This window comes from Parafrankia sp. BMG5.11 (assembly GCF_004337455.1).
Window position 1 is genome coordinate 1 of record NZ_SJXI01000167.1, and the last position, 23,320, is coordinate 23,320.

The following is a 23,320-nucleotide window of genomic DNA, read 5'->3' on the forward strand; positions in this document are numbered from 1 at the left end:
TTCGCCCGCCCAAGCCTTCTAGACCGGGAGGAGCCGCGCGACCCGTTCGCGGTGCTGCGCCGGGTCGCCGAACATCAGCCGGGCGCTGGACGCCCGCTTGAAGTACAGATGGGCCGGGTGCTTCCAGGTGAAGCCGATCCCGCCGTGGATCTGGATGTTCTCCGCCGCGGCATGCAGGTAGGCGTCGGAGCAGTAGGCCGCCGCGAGGCTGGCGACAAGTGGCAGCTCGGGGTCGCCCGCCGCGGCCTCATACGCGGCGGACCGGGCGGACTCGACCTCGATCAGTACATCGGCGCACTTGTGCTTGACGGCCTGGAAGGACCCGATCGGGCGGCCGAACTGCATCCTCGACCGCGCGTACCCGACAGCCATCTCCAGCACCCGGGCGGCGCCCCCCGTCTGCTCCGCCGCGAGGGCGACGAGGGCACGCTGGAAGCCCTGCTCCACGGCGGCCCAGCCCGCGCCGTCCGAGCCGAGCAACCGGGCGTCCACCGCGTCGAGGTCCAACCGGGCCTGCCGGCGGGTCTGGTCCAGCGTCGCGAGCGGCGTGCGCCGAAGCCCGGCCGCCGTCGCGTCGACCGCGAACAGGCCTGTCCCGGCCGGTGTGCGGGCCGCGATCACGAGCAGGTCGGTGGAGCACCCGTCGAGCACGAACATCTTGGTGCCGTCCAGGCGTCAGCTCTCGCCGGCCCGTGTCGCCCGGGTCCGCAGGGCGTCCTCCTCCCAGCGGCCGTCCGCCTCGGTGACGGCGAGCGTGGCGATCCGCCGGCCGCCGGCGATGCCGGGGAGCAGATCGGCGCAGGCGGCGGTGTCACCCGTGGCGAGGATGGCCTGGCCTGCCGTCACTGTGGCGAGGAAGGGCCCGCAGAACAGGACGCGGCCCATCTCCTCGAAGACGACCGCCAGCTCCGCGAAGCCGAACCCGGCCCCGCCGTACTCCTCGGGAATGGCCAGACCCGTCAGGCCGAGTTGCTGCGCCAACACGGCCCACACCGCGGGGTCATAGCCGGAGGTGGTCTCCATCTGGGTGCGTACCGCGTGCTCCGACGACGAGTCCTCGAGGAAGGAGCGTACGGCCGCGCGCAGTTCCTCGCGCTCCTCGGTGAACGGCGAGCTCATCGAACCTCCCGAATGTTCGGACGGCGGTCCGCCGGGGCCGCCAGCGGGGCTGAAAACATGTTCCGTGGCGGCCGCTGCTTCCTCTGGGGTCGGCCCGGTGCGCACGACTGGCGGCGAATTCATGGTGTTGATCGGTTCCGCTCTATATGGTACTGCTGAAAACGGCGCCCACGCATCCGACATTGCCGAGAAGGCGCCGGAGGGTTGCTGGCCGTGAACACCAAAGTTTACACGCATGAGTTCATCGACATCAAAGGCGCGAACCGCGCGAACTACGTCCACCATATGACGGCGAACTGGAGTCCGATAGCACAGGAGGAGCGCAACCAGCTGTGCTATGGGGTATGGGGAGTCGTGGGGACGACCGGCCGGTGGCCACAGGTCGTCAACCTCTGGGAGGAGGACGGTTTCGACGGGCTGGCAGCGGGTCTGCGGCACGAGACATCGAGCGCGTCGTTCCAGGATCCAAAGCTGGAGAAATGGTGGCAGGAGGCCGCTGAGTACCGCTCCGGCGGACTCGACCGTGTACTGATTCCCGCCCCGTGGTCCCGGACGATCTCGGAGCTTTGCGTGGCGGGTGTGCGGGGCGAGGTCTACGCCCATGAGATGGTCAGGGTACCGCGCGGTACGGCGGCAATTTTTCTGTCGATCATCGCGGAGGAAGCGGTTCCCGTCTATGCGGGGCATGGCTGGCAGCTCGTCGGCGCATTCAGGACTGCGTTGGCCGACGATTCGGAGTGTGTGCTCGTCTGGGCGATCCCGAACTGGGTGGCCTGGGCCGATCTGGAGAAGGCGCTGGACATGCCCGGATCGGCCGCCAACCGGTGGCGGCGGCGGCTCTGGGAGGTCAGCGAGTCGTCGAGCCGTCTGCTCATGCGCGACGCTCCGCTCTCTCCGCTGCGTCTCGGCCGGCAGCCGGCGAGGGCCGACCGGCACGAGGGCTGGAGTGATCTCTGAGGCGGTCGTCCACGGGATCCGCCCTCCCTCCCTTCCGTGTCCGCGGGCCCCGGTGGCCGCCGGGATCGCGTGGCCGGCCGTCGCTGTGACAGCCACCGGTAGCGGTGGTCGACGGCCCGACATCAACCTTCTATGATTTTGTATAAATTATCCTAGCAGTGTCGCGGGAGTTGGGATGTCGCTGGGGGACCTGCTGCGACGCCTCGGCGTCGGGTACCTGCTCTGCCCACCCACCGGCCCGACGGCCGGCGACGTTCCCGGGATTCGGCTCCATGTGGCACCCGACCTCGCCAGCGCCCGGCTCGTCGCCGAGGCCGAGGGGACGATGGGCGGCGGGCTCGGCACGGTTCTCGACCGGGACGTGCTCACCCTCGTCTCCCGGCCCGTCCCGGCCGCCAGGCGGGAGCCCGTGCCGGCAGGGGCTCCCGCCGACTTGGAGACCCTGGTGAGGGACGCCCGCCGGCGCGGCCGGGGGACCCTGAGCGTCCGGCTCGGGTTCGACCCGGCCGCGCCGGTCACGCCGGCAGTGGCAAACGGGGCGGACGGGTCCGCCACGCCCGCCGGTGCCGGGTGTGACCCGTCCCTGGCGGCCCGCCTGGCCACGTTCGACGGCGACACCGCGTCCCCGGCGCCCGGTACCGGCCGATTCGACGTCGACTTCGTCCTGGCCGGCCGCGGCGTCGTCCGGGCAGGGGCGCAGGACGCGCTGCGCTCCTTCGCCGAAGCGACCGGACTGGGGGTCCTCAACACCTTCACGGCCAAGGGGCTCTTCCGCTGGGACAGCCCGTTCCACCTGGGTACCGGATGCCTGCAGGAACGGGACCTGGTCCTGGCCGGGGCTGGGGCGGGGCCGACGGGCCTCGTGGCCGTTGTCGGCGTGGACGCCGACGAGTGCCCCGAAGCCCTGCTGCGCGCGGCCGGCGTGCGCCCGGAACAACTGCTCCACCTGGGCCTGGACGACCTCGTCCGGGGGGCGGTCGGCGTTCGCTCCAGGACCGCGGTGGGCGGTGCGCGACCGCGGCTCTACCGCGAGCTCGCGGCGGTGGTCCAGCCGCTGTACGGGCGCGAGGACGCCCCGCTCAACCCGGCCCGCGCGGCGGCCGACGTCGCGGCGGTCCTCCCCGGGGAAGCGGCGGTCTGGACCGAGCCCGGGAGGGCCGCGATGTGGCTGGCGCGCGCGCTGCCGACGACGCGGCTCGGTAGCGCGCGGGTCCCCGCGGCCGGCAGCGTGGGCGTCGCGGTCGCCGGGGCGCTCGGCGCCGTCCTGCGCACGGGCGGCGTCGGGGTGGCCGTCGTCGACACCCCGCCCCGGGACGGGGCCGTCGCCGCCCTGGTCGAGTGGGCGTCGCGCCTCGCCGGCACCCTGGTGGTCGAGGTGTGGGGCGACGGCGGCGCCCCGCGGTCGGCCGCGCAGCACCGCGACCACCTTGCCGCCGCGCTGGCCCGGCCGGGTGTCCACGTGATCGAGGTGCCCGTGGACTTCGCCCCGACGGCCGCGCTGGTCGACGTGTGCGGTCCGCTCGTCGCCTGGCCGGAGGGGAGCGCCACGCGCGAGAATCGGTGACCGGGGATCAAGCCCATGGCCGGTTCGAGGCCGGTGGAAGGCTTGGGTCGGATGGAGGTACCCGGCGCCGGCGCCGGTGGCGCCCGGGCACGGCCCGCGACGTGTGACAACACCGGCGCGACGGCACCGGGTCGAGCACACCGACGCGCGATGGACAGGATGGTTGCCATGGATATTTCCGGAGTTGGCATCTGGAGCCAGCAGCTGCGGTGGGGGGATCAGGCCGAGCTGGCCGACGCGGCGGCGGAACTGGAGGAGCTGGGCTACCGCGCGCTGTGGATTCCCGACGTCGGGGGCCCGGTGTTCGAGGCCGTCGAGGCACTGCTGGCGGCGACCCGGTCGGTGACCGTGGCCACCGGCATCCTCAACCTGTGGATGCACAGCCCGGCGGACACGACCGCGGGATACGCCAGGCTCACGGCCGCCCACGGAGACCGCTTCCTGATGGGCGTAGGGGTGAGCCACGCACCGCTGGTCGACGCGTCGGAACCCGGTCGCTACCGCCGGCCGCTGGCGGCGATGACGGCGTTCCTCGACGGGCTGGACAAGGCCGACCAGCCGGTCCCACCCGAGCGCCGCGTGCTGGCCGCGCTCGGCCCCAGGATGCTCCAGCTGGCCGGAAGCCGGGCGTGCGGAGTACATCCGTACCTCGTGACGCCGGAGCACACCCGGCAGGCCCGGGAGAGCCTGGGAGTCGGGCCCCTCGTGCTCCCCGAGCAGACGGTGATCCTCACCACCGACGCCGACGAGGCCCACGCGATCGGCCGGGACTGGTTGCGCGGGTACCTGGGGCTGCCGAACTACGCGAACAACATCCGCAGGCTCGGCTTCACCGACGACGACGTCGCGGACGCCAGCGACCGGCTCTTCGACGCCCTGATCGCCTGGGGGGACGAGGACGCGATCCGGCGCCGGGTCGACGAACACCGGGCCGCCGGTGCCGACCACGTCTGCGTCCAGGTTCTCACCGCCGACCCGAAGGCCTTTCCACGCGAGCAGTGGCGCCGGCTCGCTCCCGCGCTCCGGTAGGCCGGCGGCCGCCCGGCTGCCCGACCCGTTCTCCCTGGTCCAGGCACTGTCCAGGCCACCCGGTTCGCCATGCGGGCCGGGTGGGCGGTTCGCCCGCGCCCCCGATCGATCGATACGATCGACGGGCTGCGGCCGCCTCGGCGCCGGGTGACGCGGTGGAGGTGTCTCCTTCAGCGGCGCCGCCGCGTCGAAGGAGCCCGCAATACCTCCCCAAGGTCGAGCCGCGTCGACCACGACCGCGACGCAGCGGCGTGCCGCGATCGACCGGCGCAGCAGCGGCGCCCAGGTGGCGGACTACATCCGGAACCTGATCTTCTCCGGTGAGCTGCGTCAGGGCGACCATGTCCGGCAGGACGAGATCGCGGAGGATCTCGGGGTGAGCCGGATTCCCGTCCGCGAGGCCATCATCGTCCTCGACCAGGAGGGCTGGGTGACGAACGAGCTGCACCGCGGCGCGTTCGTCCACGGCCTGGACGAGAACTCCGTCCGCGACCACTACGGGCTCATCGGCCTGCTCTACGGCTACGCCGCGCAGCGCGCCACCGAACGCGGCGACGACGACGGGCTGGCCCGGCTGCAGGCGGCCGAGCGCGCGTTGCGGGCCGCGACCGATCCCACCGCCGTCCGGGACGCGAACGAGGTGTTCCTGCGCCAGATCTTCGCGCTCGCGCGGTCGTCGCGGCTGAAGGCGATGAGCCGGCAGATGAACGGCATCATCCCCGGCAACTTCTTCGAGCTGGTGCCGGGCACGATCGACCCGCAGAAGAAGGGGATCACGGCGGTCTCCCGAGCCGTGCGGGCGCGCGACGGGGAGCGCGCCAACGCCGCGTTCGTCTCGCTCCTCCAGCAGCACGGTGAGCGCGTCGTCGACCTGCTCCGGGCCCGCAACATCCTCTGGGTCCCCGACGAGGCCGCGACGTCCTGACTCCCGGCCCCGCCTGACTCCCGGCCCCGGCTCAGCCGAGAGCCTCGCGGGCCCAGTCCCGCAGTGCCGGGGCCAGCAGCGGCCAGCGGACGAACAGACCGCCGGCGCTCTCCCGTTCGGCCTGGCGGTCGAGGTACTCGCGGTCGCCCCAGGGGGGCTCGACCAGCCGGGCGTTCGGCAGCAGGCCGGCCAGCGCCTCCGACGTCGCCCGCGGGTGGAAGGGATCACTCGAGCCGCCGCGGAACACGAGGGCGGGGACGGTGATGGCGCGCGCGAGCTCGTCGGGCAGGCCCGGCACCTGCTCGCCGGGCCGCGGGCAGTAGGCGGCCATCCACCGCTGCATGGTGGCGAGGAAGGCCTCCCTGTCCTGATCAAGGACCTGGCGTCGGTTCCGCTCGTTCCGGTCGAGCAGCGGGGCCCAGTCGGGCAGCGCCGCCACCGCGTCCATGCCGGTCGTCCACGCGGCCGTGATGGCCGGTGTGTAGTAGACGTTCGCGAGGATCATGAGGCCCATCACGCCGCCACTGATCCACCACAGGGACAGGCCGGAGACCACCTCCGGGTGATGCGCGGCGGTGAGTAGCGAGATGTGGGAGCCCACGGTCGCGCCGGCGAGCACCGCCGGCCCGAGGCCGAGCTCCGTCAGGAGCGCGGCGAGGGTGTCGGCCTGCATCCGCGGCTCGCTCGGACCCGTGAAGCGCAGATCGGACCCGCCGCTGTTCGGCCGGTCCCACAGCAGGACCCGATTGCCGTCAGCGGCGAGTGCCCGGGCGAGTTCCGGCAGGCCCGGGGTCTCCTTGGGGAAGCGACCACCCGGCGTCAGCACCCAGGTCCGCTCACCGTCGCCGATCAGGTCGTAGCCGATTCGAAGGCCGTCGACGTTCGCGTATGCCACCAACCGGACAGTAGCGGCGGCGCGCGGCCGGGGAAACCGTTCACCCCGGCGGACCGGATCCTCGTGGTCCGGCCGCCGGGTGCTGTTCCCGAACCCGCCGAGCGGCCGGCCCGGTGAAACCGGGTACGGGGGCGCAGTGGCCCGACCTCCGGAAACAGGGGTCGTAGGGGGCGCGATGCCGGGTGTACCGGGGCGGTCGGCGACGCAAGGATGATCATCCTGACGGCGCGTTCCGGAGAGAGCTCCGGGCGTAGGTGGAACAGCGCCACCCACAGGAAGAGGTCCCATGCCCGCACCGCCACCCCTGCACCTGGCCGTGGCGCTCGACGGCGCCGGCTGGCATCCCGCGGCGTGGCGGGCACCCGAGTCACAGGCGGCCAGCCTGTTCACCGCCGGGTACTGGATCGACCTCGTCCGTGAGGCCGAGCGAGGGCTGCTGGACCTCGTGACCTTCGAGGACGCCTTCATCCTGCAGTCCACGCAGTTCCACAGCCACGATGACCGGACGGACCTGGTCCGCGGGCGGTTGGACGCGGTGCTGCTCGCCGCCCGGGTCGCCCCGCACACGCGCCACATCGGGCTCGCGCCGAGCACCGTGATCACCCACTCCGAGCCGTTCGCGGTCGCGAGCGCGATCGCGACGCTGGACCACATCACGTCGGGTCGAGCGGGCTGGCGCGCCCAGGGCGCCGGCCGCAACCACGAAGCCGGTCACTTCGGGCGCAGGGAGATCCCGCCGCTGTCCGTCGCCGACCTCGAGGCCCCCGAGGTCCTCGCGCTCATGAAGGACGTCTTCGACGAGGCCGCCGAGTTCGTGGAGGCCGCGCGGCGGCTGTGGGACAGCGTGGAGGACGACGCCGAGATCCGCGCGGTCCCGGCCGGCCGCCGGTCCGACCCGGGCGGGGGTGGGACTCACCTCGACCGGCGCCACATCGACCGGAACAGGACGCACCCCGTCGACCTGGAAGGTTCGCACTGGCGGGTGCGGGGTCCGGCGACCGTCCCGCGCCCGCCGCAGGGCCAACCGGTGGTCGTCGGGCTCGCACACGTCACGATTCCCTACCGACTGGCGGCCCGTGCCTACGACGTGGTCTTCGTGACGCCGCACGAGGTCGAGCACATCCGACCGATCATCGACGAGATCCGGTTCGAGCAGGACGCCGCCGGCCGCGGTGACCAGACCCTGCACATCTTCGGGGATCTGATCGTCTTCCTCGACGCGGACGGGGCCCGCGCCGCCGACCGCAAGGCGCGCCTGGACGACCTGGCGGGCACCCCGCTGGTCTCCGACGCGCGGGTCTTCGCCGGCACGGCCGGCGAGCTCGCGGACCTCCTGCTCGCATGGCGGGACGCGGGGCTGACCGGGTTCCGCCTGCGCCCGGGCGTCGCGGCCGCGGACGTCGAGGGCATCTCCCGCCTGCTCGTCCCCGAGCTGCGGCGGCGGGGGGCGTTCCGCTCGGCCTACGAGGCCGACACGCTGCGCGGGCTGCTCGGCCTGCCGCACCCGGCCAACCGGTTCGTCACCGCATGACCGAGGTCCGCCCGGCCTGACCCGCGAGGAGATCCCGATGACCCAGCCCCGCCCGCCGATACACCTCGCCGTCGCGTTCCCGGCCCCGGTACACGCGAGCGCCGACCTGAGTGCGGCCCCGCCGACCAGCTCCGGTGCGGGCGCCCCGACCGCCGTCCTGCGCGCGCGCGACCTCGTCGACTTCCGGACCTACGTCCAGTTCGCCCAGACCGCGCAACGGGGCGGGTTCGACTTCCTGCTGCTGGGGGAGGACCTGCGGCTGCCCGCCGCCGACGAGGTTGCCACGCCCGGCGACCCCGACACGGAGCAGGCCGGTGCCGCCGGCCGGCCGGACCCGCTCACGCTGCTGGCCGCGCTCGCCTCGGTCACCGACGGACTCGGCCTGGCAGCCACGGCCACCACGACGTTCGGCGAGCCCTACGCGGTGGCCCGCAGGCTGGCGACGCTCGACCATCTCTCCGGGGGCCGGGCCGCCTGGAACGTCGTCACCACCCTGGACGAGCGGGCCGGTGCGAACTTCCGGCACGGCCCCGGCCTTCTCGGTGTCGACCGGGCCGAGCGCACCCGCGAGTTCCTGGCGGCCGCCGCGAGCCTGTTCGGCTCCTGGGCCGACGAGGACCTGGTGGTGGATCCCGCCGCGGGCACGTTCCTCGCCGACCCACGGGCCGGATCCTTCACCTACCGCGGCCGGCACTTCGACATCGACGGTCGGTTCAACGTCCCGCGCTCGCCGCAGGGCCGCCCGCCGGTCCTGCTCGCCGCCGCCGCGGGGGACGGCGAGGACGCCCGCCGTCAGCGCGATCTCGCCGCCGCCGTCGCGGACGTCGTGATCACCCCGTACGCGGGCCCCGACGCCGGCATCGCCTTCCGCGCGGACCTGCACGAACGCCTCGCGCTGCACGGGCGGGTTCCCGGGGAGCTGCTCGTCCTGCCCGCGGTGTCCTTCGTGCTCGGCGCGGGTGCGGCCGGTGCCGCGGCCGCCGACGGGTCAGCGGGCGGAACATTCGCGTTCGTCGGCGCCGCCGAGACCATCGCCCGCGACATCGCCGGGGATGTGTGGGCCGGCGCCGCCGACGGGTTCCTCCTGGTGCCGCCGGTGCGCCTGGCCGGCGCGGGCGGCGCGGGCGGCGGGGCGGCCGCGGGCCTCCTCGACGGCCTCACGCAGTTCGTCGACAGCGTCGCTCCCGCGCTGCGTGCCGCGGGCGCCCTGCGCACAGACCCCGCCGGGACGACGCTGCGCACGCGGCTGGGACTGCCCCCGGTGCCCTCGGGCGGCGCGCGCGGGCCCGCGGCGGCCCTCGCGAGAGAGGTCACGGCGGGCGCCGCCACCGCCTGAGTCACCCGGCCGTCACCCCGGCCACCCGGCCACCGCCGGTTCCCGTCGTTCGTCGCACGTCATCCAGCCGTTCGCGTTCTTTCGGAATTCCTCTCGGAGCACCTTCATGCGTTTTTTCGGACCGGTACGGATCCTCGCCGCGGGCGCGGCCTGCGGCGCGCTCCTGTTGACCGCCTGCGGTTCAGGTGGAGATACGGAGAGTAACGATTCGGCGACGCCCGTCGCGGGTGGAACCGTGACGTACGCCGTCGACACGTTCCCCGCCTGCTTCGACATCCACGTCAGCCCCCAGGACATCACCGGAGAGATCCAGCGCGGTGTCTTCGACTCGCTCGTGTTCGAGGACGTCGACGGCAAGTTCCACCCGTGGCTGGCCACGCGATGGGAGGTCGCGGATGACCTGACCAGCTACACCTTCCACCTGCGCGAAGGCGTGACGTTCACCGACGGCACGCGGTTCGACGCCGAGGCGGTCAAGGCCAACTTCGACCACATCGTCTCGGCGGACACCAAGTCGCAGTTCGCCATCGCCCTGCTCGGCCCCTACAAGGGCGTCGAGGTGGTCGACCCGCTGACGGTGAAGATCTCCTTCTCGAAGCCCTTCGCTCCGTTCCTGCAGGCGGCGAGCACCGCGTACCTGGGCTTCTACTCGCCGAAGGCGCTTGCCGACAGCGTGGACAAGTTCTGCGGCGGCGGTCCGACGCTGGTGGGCACCGGTCCGTTCAGCGTTCAGTCCATCACCCAGAACCAGGGCCTGACCCTGGTGAAGAACCCGGACTACGACTGGGCTCCGGAGACCGCGGCGCATCGCGGCCCCGCCTACCTGGACCGCCTGGAGATCCGGCTGCTGCCGGAGGCCTCCACCCGCCTCGGCGCCCTGACCAGTGGCCAGGTCGACGCGGCCCGCTCGATCGCGCCGACGAACGTCGCGGCCGTGCGCCGCACACCCGGGCTCGAGGTGATCAGCCAGCAGGCCGCCGGAGCCCCGTACTCGCTCTACCTCAACAGCCGGAAGGCCCCGTTCGACGACCTGCGCGTCCGCCAGGCGTTCCAGCTCGCGATCGACATCGAGACCGACGTCAAGACCGTCTACTTCGGGGAGTACGACCGGGCCTGGAGCCCGCTGTCGCCGACGACACCCTCGTACAACGCCAAGCTGGAGAACTCCTGGCCGTTCGACCAGGACAAGGCCAACTCCCTGCTGGACGAGGCCGGCTGGACCGGACGGGACGCCGACGGGTACCGGACCAAGGGCGGCCAGCGGCTCTCCGTGCTCTGGCCGGCGCTGCCCGCCCAGTACGTGCGCGAGCAGCGGGACGTGCTCGGTCAGGCCATCCAGGCTGACCTGAAGAAGGTCGGGATCGAGCTGGCGCACCCGGTCATCGAGGTCGGGGAGTCGCAGACCAAGTCGCTGGAAGGCGCCTACCACGTCCTCGACTTCCAGTGGGCCCGCTTCGAGCCCGACGTGCTGCGGCTGTTCTTCAACACCGCGAGCCTGCCCCCGGCCGGCCAGAACGCGTCGTTCATCTCCGACCCGCGGCTCGACGAGTGGACGAACACCGGGGCCACGACCCTCGACAAGGCCGTGCGCGACGACGTCTACGGGCAGGCCCAGCAGCGGGTGATCGACCTGGCGCTGACGGTCCCGCTGTACGTGTCGAGCACGCTGCTCGGGGTCGCCGACCGGATCAACGGTCTGGACTTCGACCCGAACACCTGGGTGAGCTGGTACGACGCCTGGCGGGACCGGGCGTGAGCATGCCGCGCCGGGTGGCCCGCGCGATCGTGGCGCGACTGCTCGCGGCCGTCGCGGTGATGCTCGGCGCGGCCACCCTCGCCTTCGCGGCCCTGCAGGCGCTGCCCGGAGACCCCGTGCAGCGCCTGCTCGGCCCGATGTCCCAGGCCCCGGAGGAGGTCCGGGCGCGCATCCGCGCGGACTACGGGTTCGACCGGCCTGTGATCGTGCAGTACCTGCGCTACATCGGCGGGCTGGCACGCGGGGACCTCGGCGAGTCCTACCAGTCGCAGCAGCCGGTCTCCCGGCTGATCGGCGACCAGCTCTGGCCGACGGTGCAGCTCGCGCTGGCCGCCCTCGGGATCGCCGTGGTCCTCGCGGTGGTCTCGGCGGTGGCGACAGCCGGGCGCTGGCCCTGGCTGCGGGCGCTGGCCTGGGCCGGTGAGCTCACCGCGGTCTCCACCCCGGGCTTCTGGGTCGGGATCGTGCTGCTCGCCCTGTTCTCGTTCCAGCTCCAGATCTTCCCGGTCGCCGGGGCGCAGGACCTGTCCTCGCTCGTCCTGCCGGCCCTCACCCTCGCGCTGGCCATCGCCGGGATGCTGGCCCAGGTGCTGCGCGAGGGCATGGAGGCCGCGCTCACCCAGCCGTTCGTGGTCACCGCCCGGGCCCGTGGCCTCAGCCAGACCGCGGTGCGGCTGCGTCACGTGCTGCGGCACGCGGCGGTGCCCGCGGTCACCCTCACCGGCTGGCTGACGGGCACGCTGATCGGCGGCGTGGTGCCGATCGAGACGGTCTTCGGCCGGCCCGGCGTCGGTTCGCTGCTGCTGCGGGCGGTGACCACGGCCGACATGCCCGTGGTGATGGCGGTCGTGGTCCTCTCCGCGTTCGTCTTCGTGATCATCTCCGCCGTGGTCGATCTGCTGTACCTGGTCATCGACCCCCGGCTCCGGACCGTGGAGGCCGTCGTATGACCGTGTCCGCCGTGTCGGGTGCGCCGTGACGGCGCTGGACGCCTCCGCCGCGGCGGGCGGGTTCGGCGTGCTCGCGCCGGCCCGCGCCCGGCGGCGCCGCGCCGGGCGTCCCGTGGTGCTCGCCGCGGCGGTCGTCGTCGCGTTGGTCGTCGCCGTGGCCGTCGCCCCGGGACTGTTCACCGGGCATGCCCCCAACGACACCGCTCCGGTCGACGCCCTGCTCGGCCCGGGCGGCGGCCACTGGTTCGGCACCGACCAGCTCGGGCGCGACATCTACACCCGGGTGCTCTACGGCACCCGTCCCGCGCTGCTGCTCGGCCTGTTCGCGACGGTGCTCGGTGCCGGCGGCGGCGCCGTGCTCGGGCTCACCGCCGCGCTGGGCGGCCGGATCGCGGACGGGGTCCTCATGCGCCTCGTCGACGTCCTGCTCGCGGTGCCCGCCCTGCTGCTGGCGCTGCTCGTCGTGGCGGTGCTCGGCGCGGGCACCGGCAACGTGGCGCTGGCCGTGGCGATCGCCTCGGTGCCGCCCTACGCCAGGCTGGTGCGCGCGGAGGCGCTGGGCGTGCGGCGTTCCGGCTACGTCGAGGCGGCTCTCGGGCTCGGCCTGCCCCGCGCGACGCTGATCCGTCGGCACGTCGTGCCGAACACCCTGACCCCCCTGCTGGTGCTGGCCACCGTCGGCTTCGGTGCGGCGCTGGTCTCCTCGTCGGTGCTCAGCTTCCTCGGCCTGGGCACCGAGCCGCCCGATCCGGAATGGGGCTCGATGCTCGCCGAAGGCCGTGACTTCCTCTCCACGGCATGGTGGATCGCCGTCTTCCCCGGCGCGACGCTGACGGTGGTGGTCTTCGCGGTCAACGTGCTCGGCGGCTACGCGCGCACCCGTTTCGCGGGCAGGTCCGGGTCATGAGCGCGGTCGAACCTCCGTCCGTGGCACCGGCCCTGTCGGCTCCGGCCGGTGCCACGCGGTCGCGGGAGAAGGACCCGGCCCCGCTGCTCGTCGTCGACGGCCTCGACGTCACCTTCACCGGCGAGGGCGAGCCGTTGCGCGCCGTGCGCGGCGCCTCGTTCACCCTGGCCGCCGGGCAGTGCCTGGCGATCGTCGGCGAGTCCGGGTCGGGCAAGAGCGTCACGGCCCGCACGCTCGTCGGCCTGACCGGGGCACGATCGCGGGTGACGGCCCGCGCGCTGACCTTCGACGGGCTGGATCTCACCGCGTTGACCGAGAGCCGTTGGCGCGCGGTGCGCGGCGCCGGCATCGGACTGGTCCTGCAGGACGCCCTGGTCTCGCTGGATCCGCTGCGCCGGGTGGGCGCCGAGATCGGGGAGGTGCTGCGGACCCACCGCACCGTCGAGCCGTCCCGGCGGGCCGAGCGGGTGCTCTCGCTGCTGGCCGACGTGGGTGTCCCCGACCCCGGGCAGCGGGTGGGCCAGTACCCGCACCAGCTCTCCGGCGGCCTGCGTCAACGGGCCCTGATCGCCTCCGCGATCGCGGCCCGGCCGCGGCTGCTGCTGGCCGACGAGCCGACCACGGCCCTCGACGCCACCGTCCAGCGGCAGATCCTCGCGCTGCTCGACCGGCTGCGTGGCGACGGCACGGCCATTCTGCTGATCAGCCACGACCTGGCCGTGGTGGCCGGCCTGGCCGATCACATCGTGGTGATGTACGCCGGTCTTGTCGTGGAAAGCGGCCCGGCGACGGCGGTGCTCGACCGGCCGCGTCACCCCTACACCCGGGCGCTGCTCGCGGCCGTTCCCGCGTTGCACCCCAGGGGGGCACGCCTGTCGCCCGCTGTGGTCGGGCGCCCCGGCGCCGGGCCGCTCGGCTGCCCCTACGCCGCGTCGTGCGCGCGGGGCGACGACCGGTGCCGTGAACGGCTGCCCGTTCCCGAGGCTGATCTCGGCGGCCATCTCGCCTTGTGCTGGCATCCCTTAGACACCGCCGGGCCCGCCACGGCGGCGGGCGCCGCCGTGCCGGCGGGCGCCGCCGTGCCGGCGGCCGCGGTCGGCGCGGACAGGCCCGTCCCGGACGCCGTGCCCGGCTGGCAGGCCGTGGAGCCGGGGGAGCTGCTGCTGGACGTGGCCGGGGTCTCGAAGCGCTTCCGGCGGCCCGACGGGGGCTGGCGGGACGCCGTGCTGGCGGCGAGCCTGCAGCTGCGGGTGGGCGAGGCGGTCGGCGTGGTCGGCGAGTCCGGTTCGGGCAAGACCACGCTGGCGCGCATCGTGCTCGGCTTCCAGCAGCCGGACGAGGGCGTGGTGACGTTCGGCGGCCTGCCGTGGAGCGGCGTGCCCGAGCGGGAGCGGCGGGACCGGCGCCGCCAGATCCAGGCCGTCTACCAGGACCCGCTCGGGTCGTTCGATCCCCGGCACACCGTCGGGCGCATCCTGGGTGAGGCCGTGGAGGTCGCGGGGGTGCCCCGCGGCCGGGCGCGCCGCGCGCGCGTCGCCGAGCTGCTCGACCAGGTCGGTCTGCCCGCGGCGATGGTCGCCCGGCGTCCGCGCGAGCTTTCCGGTGGGCAGCGGCAACGGGTCGCGATCGCTCGTGCGCTCGCGCCGTCGCCGCGGGTGCTGGTCTGCGACGAGCCGGTCTCCGCGCTCGACGTCTCAATCCAGGCGCAGATCCTCGACCTGCTGACGACGCTGCGCCGGGATCTCGGCGTGGCCCTGATGTTCATTTCCCACGATCTCGGCGTCATCCACCATGTGAGTGATCGACTGTTGGTGATGAAGGACGGCCGGATCGTCGAGGCGGGTGACGCCGAAGCGGTGTTCCGCGCTCCCGACCATCCCTATACCCGTGCGTTGCTCGCCGCCGTCCCCGGCCGCGGTTCGGTCTCCCTGCCCCCGGCCACGCTCCCGGAGGTCTGAGCCACCTCCGGCTGGCCGGCGCCCGGCTGCCTTCGGCCGTGATCGTCCCTGCTGCCGCGGCGGCCGGGCGGGCCTCGGGAACGCCCGCGAGGGCACCGACGATGCGTGTGATTCCCGGCACGTAGGTGTCGGAGCCGGTGTTCCGCGGATGCGGTCGAACATCGGACCGTCCAGCTACCTTCCACGGAAATACCAGCTCCTGGCCCTGTGCCGGGTGGAACCGATGCGCCGTGGTGCGAAGGCGCGGGTTGCCGCCTGTGCGCCGTTGTCGAATCGTCGATCCCAACGGAGGCACATCGAGCCCACCTTCGGGTCATTATGCTGAACGGGACCACGCTTTCCGATCGGTGAAGTGGGTATTCGTCCCGGCGCGACATGGAGGAATGCCGGATGCGTATGGCGTGACCTTTCCTGGACCGGGAGCCCCTCCGGTGCCTCGCCAGGGGCTTCATCGTCAGGCCGGACGAGAGCGCAGAGGGTCTCCATGACATTGGTTGAGCGTGCCGGGCAGCTGGCTCGGCTTGGTCGGCTCGTCGACAACTGCCAGGAACGCGGCGGCGGCATCGCGGTCATCGGGGGACCGGTCGGGGTCGGGAAGACGGAACTTCTGCACGCCTTCGTGGCGCGCGCGACCGCGAGCGGTGCGACCGTGCTCGAGGGGGCCGGGGTGTGCGCGGAGAGCGAGTACTCCCTGGGTCTGCTCCGTCAGATCGTCGGCGGGCTGCCGGCCGCCGACCGCGACCGCGTTCGGTCGCAGCTGCGTGTCGACGCCCTCGCCCTGGCGTGTGAGACCGAGGCGGCTGCGGCGGACCACCTGCGTATCGAGGTCCGTCAGTTGCTGTGTGAGACGCTGCGCGACCTTTCGGCGCGTACGCCGGTCGTCATCGCGGTCGACGACCTGCAGTTCGTCGATGCCGCGTCCCGTGACTGCCTGTTGTACCTGGCGGGTCGTCTCGCCTCGGCCAGGGTGCTGATGGTGTTCACCATGTCCGAGGGGCTGCTGGAGATCGACCGCAGCCGGACGGCCTGGTACGCCGATCTGCTCCGGCAGCCCGCCCTGTGCCAGGTCCCGGTCGGCCCGCTCAGCCTGGACGGGGTCGCCCGGATCGTCGCCGCCCTCGCCCCGCCCGAGCTGGTCGCCTCGCTGGCCCCGGCGGTGCACGGGCTCTCGGGGGGCAACCCCCTGTTGGTCAGGGCGTTGCTGGAGGACACGCTCCCGGAGTGGTCCAGACAGGTCCCCCGGGGATTCGGCGACGAGGGTGCCACGTGCCCCGACCAGCCGGTGCCGGGCAGCGTCTTCGCGCGTGCCGTCGTGACCTGCGCGCACCGGGGCACCCGCATGCTGGCGGTCGCCCGGGCGCTGGCCGTGCTCGAGGAGTCCGACTCCTCGGCGGTGTTGCGGCGGCTCGTCGCCGCGGAGGCGGAGGTGGCCGACTCGGCCCTCGGCGCGCTGAGCGCGGCCGGCCTGCTGTGCGCCGGACGGTTCCGGCATCCGGCCGCGCGGGCCGCGGTGCTCGCCGACCTGGCGACGGACGAGCGGGCGGCCCTGCACCGGCGCGCGGCCCGGCTGCTCTACCGGGAGGGCGCGGCCGCGGGCATCCTGGCGATCCACCTGGTGGCCGCCGGGCGCGCCGACGAGCCGTGGGCGTTGGACGTCCTGTGCAAGGCGGCCGAGGAGTCCCTGCGTACGGACAACGTGGCGTTCGCCGCGGCCTGCCTGGGGCTGGCGGTGACCGCCTGCGCGGACGAGGCTCAGCGACGGGCGGTGACCCTGCTGCGGGCGCGGGCGGAGTTCCGGACGAATCCCGGCGCTGCCTTCCGTCACCTCGCCCCGCTCGTCGACGCGCTGCGCGCCGGTGAGCTTCCGGACGAGGAGGCGATCGGTCTGGTCCGCCCCCTGATCCTGGAAGGGCGCTGCGACACGGCGGCGGACGTGCTGCGTCATGTCGAACACGCCGCGGCCGGGCTCTCGCCGGCGGTGGTCTCGGAGTTACACCTCACCTGGGAGTGGCTCAGCGTGACGCAGCCGGGCGTCATCGCGGATCTGGGTCGGCCCTCGGGCTGGTCGCACGGCTCCGTCCCGCCGTCGGTCGTCGCCGGTCCGGCTCTCGCGGTGGCCTCCGCCATGACGAGACTGCTGCGCGGCGGCGGCGGTGAGTCGGATGCGGTCGATATCGCCGAGCGGGTGCTGCAGGCGGCCCCGCTGGACGACGCGACGTTCTGCTCCCTGGACACGGCGCTCTACGTCCTGATCTACGCGGACCGGGCCGATCTCGCGCGGTCGTGGTGCGACTCGTTGCTGCGGGAGGCCGAACTGCGCGGCGCCCCGACCTGGCAGGCGCTGTTCGCCGCGGCCCGCGCGGAGGTCGCGCTGCGCCGCGGGGAGCTGGCCGCCGCGCGCCGGTTCGCACAGGCCGCGCTGACACACATCCCGGCCTGGAGCTGGGGGGTCGCGGTCGGCGGACCCCTGTCGGTGCTGCTCGCCGCGAGCGCCGCGATGGGCGAGCACGACACGCTCGACCCCCGTGAGATGTCGGTACCCGACGCCATGTTCCAGACTCGTTTCGGTGCGCAGTTCCTCCACGCGCGTGGCCAGGTCCACCTCGCTGCCGGCCGGCCGCACGCCGCCCTCGACGATCTGCTGACCTGCGGCCGCCTGCTGGGCGACTGGGGGCTCGACCTGCCCGCCTTCGTCCCGTGGCGGGTGGACGCGGTCACGGCGCTGCTGCGGCTCGGTCGCGGTGAGCCGGCGCTGCGGCTCGCGGAGGAACACCTGGACCGGGCCGGGTCCGACCACCGGCGCAGCAGGGGCATGGCGCTGCGCGCGCTGGCGTCGACGGTGGAACCGCGGCGCCGGATGGCGTTGCTGCGCGAGGCCGTGGAGATGCTGGAGACATCCGGCGACCGCCAGCAGATCGCGGCGGCGCTCGCCGACCTGGCGAACGTGTACCGCAGGCTCGGGCAGGCGAACCGGGCGCGCATGGTCACCCGGCGGGCGACCATGATCGCCGCGGACTGTCAGGCCGTTCCACTGCACCGCCAGCTGCTGGCCCAGGGCGGTGGTGGCGCGGCGCACCTGGGGCACGCGGGACATCCGCACCTGGAGCGTCCGGAGCAGTCGGGGCTGGGCGGCGGCGTGTGGGACGGGCAGCCGTCCACCGGTGAGCCGGACGGCCGGATCGTCACCGGCGGTCCGCTGGCCACGGCCGGTGTCCTCGCCTCGGACCGGATCGCCTCGGACCGGCCCGAGGCCGGTGCCGCCACCGGCGGTGGTGTCGGCCTGGACGTGCTGAGCGCGGCGGAGCTGCAGGTGGCGACCCTGGCCGCGGCCGGTCACACCAACCGGGAGATCGCCGGTCGGCTCTTCATCACGGTCAGCACGGTCGAGCAGCATCTGACTCGCACGTACCGCAAGCTGCGGGTGGCGGGCCGGGCGGACCTGCCGGTCTCGTTGAACGTCTGAGACGCGGTCCGCGCGGTCGCCGGACGTGTGCGGCGGGGTCATGGCCGCATGCTCAGGCGACGCCGGCCGGTGATGTCACCGCGGGTGCGGTCTCGGTGGTGGCACCCCGCGGGGTACGCGGGATGAGCAGGCCGCAGATGACCGCGCCCAGCGCGACCACGGCCGCCCCGGTCACGAGCGCCCACGACCACCCGCTGGTGGTTGCCGCTGCCAGCGAGGCGGGGTCCGTCACCGACCCGCGCAGCGCGTCGAGCCTGGCGTTGACGATCGCGGTGAAGATCGCGAGACTCAGCGCCGCGCCGAGTGGGCCGCCGGCGTTCACCAGCGCGGACGCGATACCGGCGTCCTCCGGCGGGACCCCGGCCACTCCGGCCGCCGTGATCGCGACGAAGGCGAACCCGGTGCCGGCCCCGACCAGCAGGAGCGGGCCCAGCACGACGCCCGTGTACCCGCCGTCGGGGGAGATCCGCGCCTCCAGCAGCAGACCGGCGGCCATGAGGAGCAGCCCGCCGATGACGAGCGGGCGCGCTCCGAACCGTGCCATCAGCCGGGGTGCCTGGGCACCGGCCGCCATGGTCGCCGCGGACAGGGGCAGGAAGGCGAAGCCGGTCCTGATCGCGGAGTAGCCGTGGATCTGCTGCAGATACAGGGTGAGGAAGAAGAACACCCCGACCGTCGCGGTGTAGACGAAGACCATGCCGAGATCGGCGCCGGCGACGCTGCGGCGCCCGATGACCCGGGGCGGCATCATCGGGTTCTTCCCCCGGGCCTGGAGCACGGCGAACGCGCCGAGCAGGACCGCCGACCCCGCGAGCAGCCCGACGGTCTGGACGGTGGCCCACCCCGTGTCGTTGGCCTGGGTCAGCGCGTAGACCAGTGCGACCAGGCCGCCGGTGACCGTGACTGCTCCGGCCAGGTCGAAGCTGCCCGCCTCGTCGTCCCTGCTCTCGCCGACGGCTCGCAGCGCCAGGAGGATCACCACCGCGGCGATCGGGGCGTTCGCGAAGAAGACCCACCGCCAGTCGAGTCCGTCGGTGAGGACGCCGCCGAGTACGAGGCCGAGGGCGCCACCGCTGCCGGCCACCGCCGCGAAGATGGCCAGCGCCCGGTTCCGCTCCTCGCCCTCCGGGAACGAGATGGTCAGCAGGCTCAGCGCGGCGGGTGTCATGAGCGCCCCGCCGAGCCCCTGCGCGGCGCGGGCGGCGATGAGCAGGCCGGGGGTCTGGGCCAGGCCGCCCACCAGGCTGGCCACTCCGAACAACCCGACGCCGAGGGTGAAGACCGCGCGCCGGCCGTAGCGGTCGGCGGCCTTGCCGCCGAGCAGCAGGAAGCCCCCGAACGCCAGCAGGTAGGCGTTCACCACCCACTGCAGGTCGGATTCCTTCGTGATGTCGAGGGCGGCGGCGATCTGCGGCAGCGGCACGTTCACGATGGTCGCGTCGACGGCGATCATGAACTGGGCGGCGGCAAGCACGCTCACCACGAGCCATGCGGGCGCGCGGCGCCGGGAGGTGGCGCCGGCCGGCCGGGCGGCCGGTTCCGTGGATGGCATGTCGTGGGTCTCCTGGGGTGGTGTGTTGGGTCAGGTCGAGGCTGTCCGGGAAGACTTTCGCTCGACGCCTGTAGACTCACAGACCGTAGAGAGATCTCAACACATGGGTCAACGACCGTGGAGCAAAGGTTCGTTGTGACGTCCGACACAGAGCTTGTCGTCGACCCCGATCAGGCGACGGGGCGCGGGGACCGCCGCGCCCGCACCAGGCTGGCCATCCTCGACGCCGCGCGCGGGTTGTTCGCCGAGCACGGTTACGAGCAGACGACGATCCGCGCGGTGGCTCAGCGTGCCGGAGTGGACCCCGCGCTTGTCATGCAGCACTTCGGCTCCAAGGCCGGGCTCTTCGAGGTCGCCTCCGAGATCGACGTCGGGTTCGGCGCGGCGGTCCTGGGCCCGTTGGAGGGCCTCGGTGAGCGCATGCTGGCCGTGATGATCGCCGAGATCGAGCACGCCCCCGAGGCCAATCTCGCCGCCCTGCGCTCGATGCTGACCCATGCCCCCGCCGCCGAGGCGGTGCGCTGCGCCTTCGCCCATCCCAAGGGAGACCTCCTCGCCGGCGTGCTCACCGGCGAGGAGGTGGAGCTGCGGGCGGGTCTGGTCGTGACCGTCCTGATCGGCCTGCTGGTCACCCGGTACCTGCTGCGCATCCCCGAGGTCGAGCGGGTCTCGGTCGACCGGCTGGTCAGCCTGCTCGGTCCCTGCCTGCAGCCCCTGGTGACCGGCCCGGCGGACGGCGCGGACACGGCGGGGGAGGAGTTGGTGGGCGCCGGGGCCGGGACGGCCGCCGGGTCTCCTCCGCCGGCCGGTGGGGCGGCGGAGCCGGCGCAGGCCTGGCTTTCCCGGCTGGCGGCGGCCGAGTCCGCGCGGCGGCAGACCGCCGACCGGGTCGAGCGGGTCGCTCGCGAGGCCCTCGCGGCCGGTGCGTCCTATGGCGAGGTGGGCCGGGCGGTCGGGATCAGTCGGCAGGCGGCCCGCAAGCGCTGGCCCGGCCTGTCCACCCCCCTTCCCGCGGCACCATCGACAACCTAGGTTTCCGCCGCCGGCCGCGAGCACCGCCACGCCTGCCGATGACAACTTTGGTTGTCGTCGGCAAGTGTGGCTCTCGCGGGATCCGAGGTGTGCCGGGTCCGCGGCGGGAGGGTGGTGTCCTGGGGTCAGGTCCCGCGCAGGGCCTCGACCACGGGGGCGAAGGCCTCCTGGTAGTGCTCGATCACCGTGAGGTAGGAGATGCCGAAACGGTCCCGCAGCTCGCGGACCCGGTCGGTGACCTGCTCGAGGTCACCGATCAGCAGCAGCGGCGAGTCGTCCAGGTCCTCCAGTGGAACGGGGAGCTGGGCGGCCTGCAGGTGCCGCAGGGCGGCATCCCGGTCGTCGGTGATGATCACTGCCTGGATCAGCAGGTTGCGTTCGACCTGCGCGTCCCGCTCGCCCACCACGTCGGCGAAGTAGGCCACCCGCTCGGCGAAGGTCGCGTTCGAGATCAGCCGCAGCCCGCCGGGCGACTCCGGAGAGAAGGCCATCCCCAGGAAGCCGACGATGTCGGCGTGTTCGGCGGCCAGCCGCAGCACCCGGTTGCCGTTGCCGGCCACCAGCAGCGGGACGCGCTCCTGCGCGGGCGCCGGGACGGACTCGGGGTTGTCCAGAACCGTCCGCAGAGTGGCGAGCGTCCGCTCGAGCTGGTCGACGCGTTCCCTGGCGGTTCCCAGCTCCAGGCCGAGGGCCTCGAACTCCTCGCGCACGTAACCGGTGCCCAGGCCCAGTTCGAGGCGTCCGCCGGTGACCTGGTCGGTGGTCGCCACCTCGCGGGCGAGCAGCACGGGGTTGTAGAAGCCGGTGTTCAGTACGAGCGTTCCCAGCCGCAGCTTGGTGACGGCCGCGGCCGCCACCAGCGCGGGCAGCGGGGCCGTGTTCCCGATGTGGTCGGGCACGAGCAGCACGTCGTAGCCGAGTTCCTCGGCGCGGCGCGCGGTCGTCGTCCACGCCTCGCCACGCGGGATCTCCAGCAGGCCGGTGCCGAAGCGGAAGGGGAGCGTCACGTCTGCCTCCGTAGGCGGTGAGTACAACAGGTGAGGGGATGGGGTCAGGTGCGGATCGCGGCCCGGTCAGGGGCCGCGGGGGCGCCGATCAGTCGGGAAGGGAGTTGATCCGGACCACGAGGTTCCCGGGCGGCTGCCGGTTGTCGTGCAGCAGCTGGTGGGCGTATCCGACGTCGTCGAGCGTGCCGATCACGGTCCGGCAGGGGTCGAGGACGCCCTCGGCGACCAGACCGACGACCTGCCGGCACTCGCGCAGGCTGGCGAAGTGCGAGCCCTGCAGGCGCTTCTGACGCATCCACAGGTAGCGCAGGTCCAGGTCCCCGTTGTAGCCGGACGTGCCGCCGCAGATCGCCACCATGCCCCCCGTGGCGCACACGTACATCGAGGTCGGCAGGGTGTCCTGACCCGAGTGCTCCAGTACCAGCCGGGGCGCGCGGCGTTCACCGAGCGCTTCCCAGATCTGCGCGCCGAACCGCTTGGCGCCGTCGAGCCACCCGCGGTAGGCCTCGGTGTCGTCCACCGAGGGCAGCCGGCCCCAGTGGTCGAAGTCGCGGCGGTTGATCGTGCCGACGGCGCCGAGGCGGCGGCAGTGCTCGGCGCGCGCCTCGTCGGAGACCACCGCGACGGGGCGCCCGCCCCGGTAGCGCACGATCTGGATCGCCATCGAGCCCAGCCCGCCCGCGCCGCCCCAGATCAGCACCGGGTCCCCGGGCTCGACCATGTGCGGGGGCCAGCCGCACAGCTGCCGGTACGAGGTCGCGCCGGTGCACATCAGGCTGGCGGCGTCCACCCAGTCCAACCCCGCGGGCTTGGGTAGGCACTGGTACTCGTCGGCCAGCGCGTACTGGGCGAACGTCCCGAAGTTGCTCTCGTAGCCCCAGGCGAGCTGGGTCGACGACGCCATCGGGTCGGTGCCGAGCCGGATGTCGGGTGAGGTCTCGTCCCACTGCGCGCTGGTCAGCACGACCTCGTCCCCGACCTTGACGTGCCGGACACCCTCGCCGACCGCCCACACGATGCCGGCACCCTCGGAGCCGCCGATGTGGTAGTCGACCGGGTCCCCGAGCCGCATCCGTGCGGCGATCACGTCGACGGGCCGGCCGAGGGAGGCCCAGACGTTGTTGTAGTTGATGCCGGCGGCCATCACGTGGACGAGGACCTGGCCGCGGCCGACCTCGGGCACCGGCACGACCTCGGTGCGGATCGCCTTGTCGGGCGGGCCGAGGCGGTCCTGACGGATGACCGCTGCGTACATCAGCTCGGGTACGGAGCCGGCGGGCGGGAGCGTGCCGGGCTCGTACAGTTCCTTCACTCTCGTGTGGGCCATCGTGTGCCTGCC

General features: G+C 73.4%; 16 protein-coding genes and 1 pseudogene. 12 read left to right on the forward strand and 5 right to left on the reverse strand.

All coding sequences use genetic code 11. The features are described from left to right. Positions 1 to 18 precede the first annotated feature (18 nt). Positions 19 to 1,119, reverse strand: a pseudogene (locus tag E0504_RS54835) (acyl-CoA dehydrogenase family protein). Positions 1,120 to 1,332: 213 nt separating this feature from the next. On the opposite strand from E0504_RS54835, the gene E0504_RS48640 reads away from it, so the two are divergent. From E0504_RS48640 to E0504_RS48655, 4 genes are all read left to right on the forward strand, one after another. Continuing rightward, complete coding sequence (locus E0504_RS48640) at positions 1,333 to 2,076, forward strand: NIPSNAP family containing protein (protein ID WP_131627976.1); 744 nt, start codon at positions 1,333 to 1,335, stop codon at positions 2,074 to 2,076. Positions 2,077 to 2,251: 175 nt separating this feature from the next. Continuing rightward, positions 2,252 to 3,640 carry a thiamine pyrophosphate-binding protein gene (locus tag E0504_RS48645; RefSeq protein WP_131627966.1) on the forward strand — a complete coding sequence of 463 codons (1,389 nt, stop codon included), beginning with the start codon at positions 2,252 to 2,254 and terminating at the stop codon, positions 3,638 to 3,640. Positions 3,641 to 3,808: 168 nt separating this feature from the next. Further along, a complete protein-coding gene (locus E0504_RS48650; protein ID WP_112104585.1) occupies positions 3,809 to 4,669 on the forward strand; it encodes an LLM class F420-dependent oxidoreductase in 861 nt (286 codons plus the stop codon). A 286-nt stretch (positions 4,670 to 4,955) separates the two neighbouring features. Then, the gene (locus E0504_RS48655) at positions 4,956 to 5,594 is read left to right on the forward strand and encodes a GntR family transcriptional regulator (RefSeq protein WP_112104586.1); all 639 of its coding nucleotides are present in this window, start codon (positions 4,956 to 4,958) and stop codon (positions 5,592 to 5,594) included. Between the two features lie 31 nt (positions 5,595 to 5,625). Here the strand turns inward: E0504_RS48655 and E0504_RS48660 are convergent, their stop codons facing one another. Then, complete coding sequence (locus E0504_RS48660) at positions 5,626 to 6,489, reverse strand: alpha/beta fold hydrolase (protein WP_165938878.1); 864 nt, start codon at positions 6,487 to 6,489, stop codon at positions 5,626 to 5,628. Between the two features lie 286 nt (positions 6,490 to 6,775). Here E0504_RS48660 and E0504_RS48665 point away from each other — a divergent pair, with 286 nt between their 5' ends. The 7 genes from E0504_RS48665 (at position 6,776) to E0504_RS48695 (ending at position 18,390) form a co-directional block, all read left to right on the forward strand. Continuing rightward, entirely contained in the window at positions 6,776 to 8,020 is a 1,245-nt protein-coding gene (locus E0504_RS48665; RefSeq protein WP_112104588.1) for an LLM class flavin-dependent oxidoreductase, read from the forward strand. 37 nt (positions 8,021 to 8,057) lie between these two features. Beyond that, positions 8,058 to 9,356, forward strand: a complete 1,299-nt coding sequence (locus tag E0504_RS48670; protein ID WP_112104589.1) for an LLM class flavin-dependent oxidoreductase — start codon at positions 8,058 to 8,060, stop codon at positions 9,354 to 9,356. A 106-nt stretch (positions 9,357 to 9,462) separates the two neighbouring features. Beyond that, complete coding sequence (locus tag E0504_RS48675) at positions 9,463 to 11,112, forward strand: ABC transporter substrate-binding protein (RefSeq protein WP_131627968.1); 1,650 nt, start codon at positions 9,463 to 9,465, stop codon at positions 11,110 to 11,112. A gap of 2 nt (positions 11,113 to 11,114) precedes the next feature. Then, positions 11,115 to 12,062, forward strand: coding sequence for an ABC transporter permease (locus E0504_RS48680; protein ID WP_112104591.1), 948 nt, complete (start codon positions 11,115 to 11,117; stop codon positions 12,060 to 12,062). A gap of 25 nt (positions 12,063 to 12,087) precedes the next feature. Continuing rightward, positions 12,088 to 12,969 (forward strand): ABC transporter permease, encoded by an 882-nt coding sequence (locus E0504_RS48685; RefSeq protein ID WP_235013545.1) that lies wholly within the window; start codon positions 12,088 to 12,090, stop codon positions 12,967 to 12,969. Next, a complete protein-coding gene (locus tag E0504_RS48690) occupies positions 12,966 to 14,927 on the forward strand; it encodes an ABC transporter ATP-binding protein (RefSeq protein WP_112104592.1) in 1,962 nt (653 codons plus the stop codon). Before E0504_RS48685 ends, E0504_RS48690 begins: the two co-directional genes overlap by 4 nt. 484 nt (positions 14,928 to 15,411) lie before the next feature. After that, complete coding sequence (locus E0504_RS48695) at positions 15,412 to 18,390, forward strand: LuxR family transcriptional regulator (protein ID WP_131627970.1); 2,979 nt, start codon at positions 15,412 to 15,414, stop codon at positions 18,388 to 18,390. Positions 18,391 to 18,442: 52 nt separating this feature from the next. Here the strand turns inward: E0504_RS48695 and E0504_RS48700 are convergent, their stop codons facing one another. Next, complete coding sequence (locus E0504_RS48700; RefSeq protein ID WP_112104594.1) at positions 18,443 to 19,942, reverse strand: MFS transporter; 1,500 nt, start codon at positions 19,940 to 19,942, stop codon at positions 18,443 to 18,445. A gap of 135 nt (positions 19,943 to 20,077) precedes the next feature. On the opposite strand from E0504_RS48700, the gene E0504_RS53910 reads away from it, so the two are divergent. After that, positions 20,078 to 20,974 carry a TetR family transcriptional regulator gene (locus tag E0504_RS53910; RefSeq protein WP_160144218.1) on the forward strand — a complete coding sequence of 299 codons (897 nt, stop codon included), beginning with the start codon at positions 20,078 to 20,080 and terminating at the stop codon, positions 20,972 to 20,974. Between the two features lie 125 nt (positions 20,975 to 21,099). Here the strand turns inward: E0504_RS53910 and E0504_RS48710 are convergent, their stop codons facing one another. After that, a complete protein-coding gene (locus E0504_RS48710) occupies positions 21,100 to 21,981 on the reverse strand; it encodes a TIGR03621 family F420-dependent LLM class oxidoreductase (RefSeq protein ID WP_112104595.1) in 882 nt (293 codons plus the stop codon). A gap of 88 nt (positions 21,982 to 22,069) precedes the next feature. Next, complete coding sequence (ccrA, locus tag E0504_RS48715; RefSeq protein WP_112104596.1) at positions 22,070 to 23,308, reverse strand: crotonyl-CoA carboxylase/reductase; 1,239 nt, start codon at positions 23,306 to 23,308, stop codon at positions 22,070 to 22,072. Positions 23,309 to 23,320: the final 12 nt, after the last annotated feature.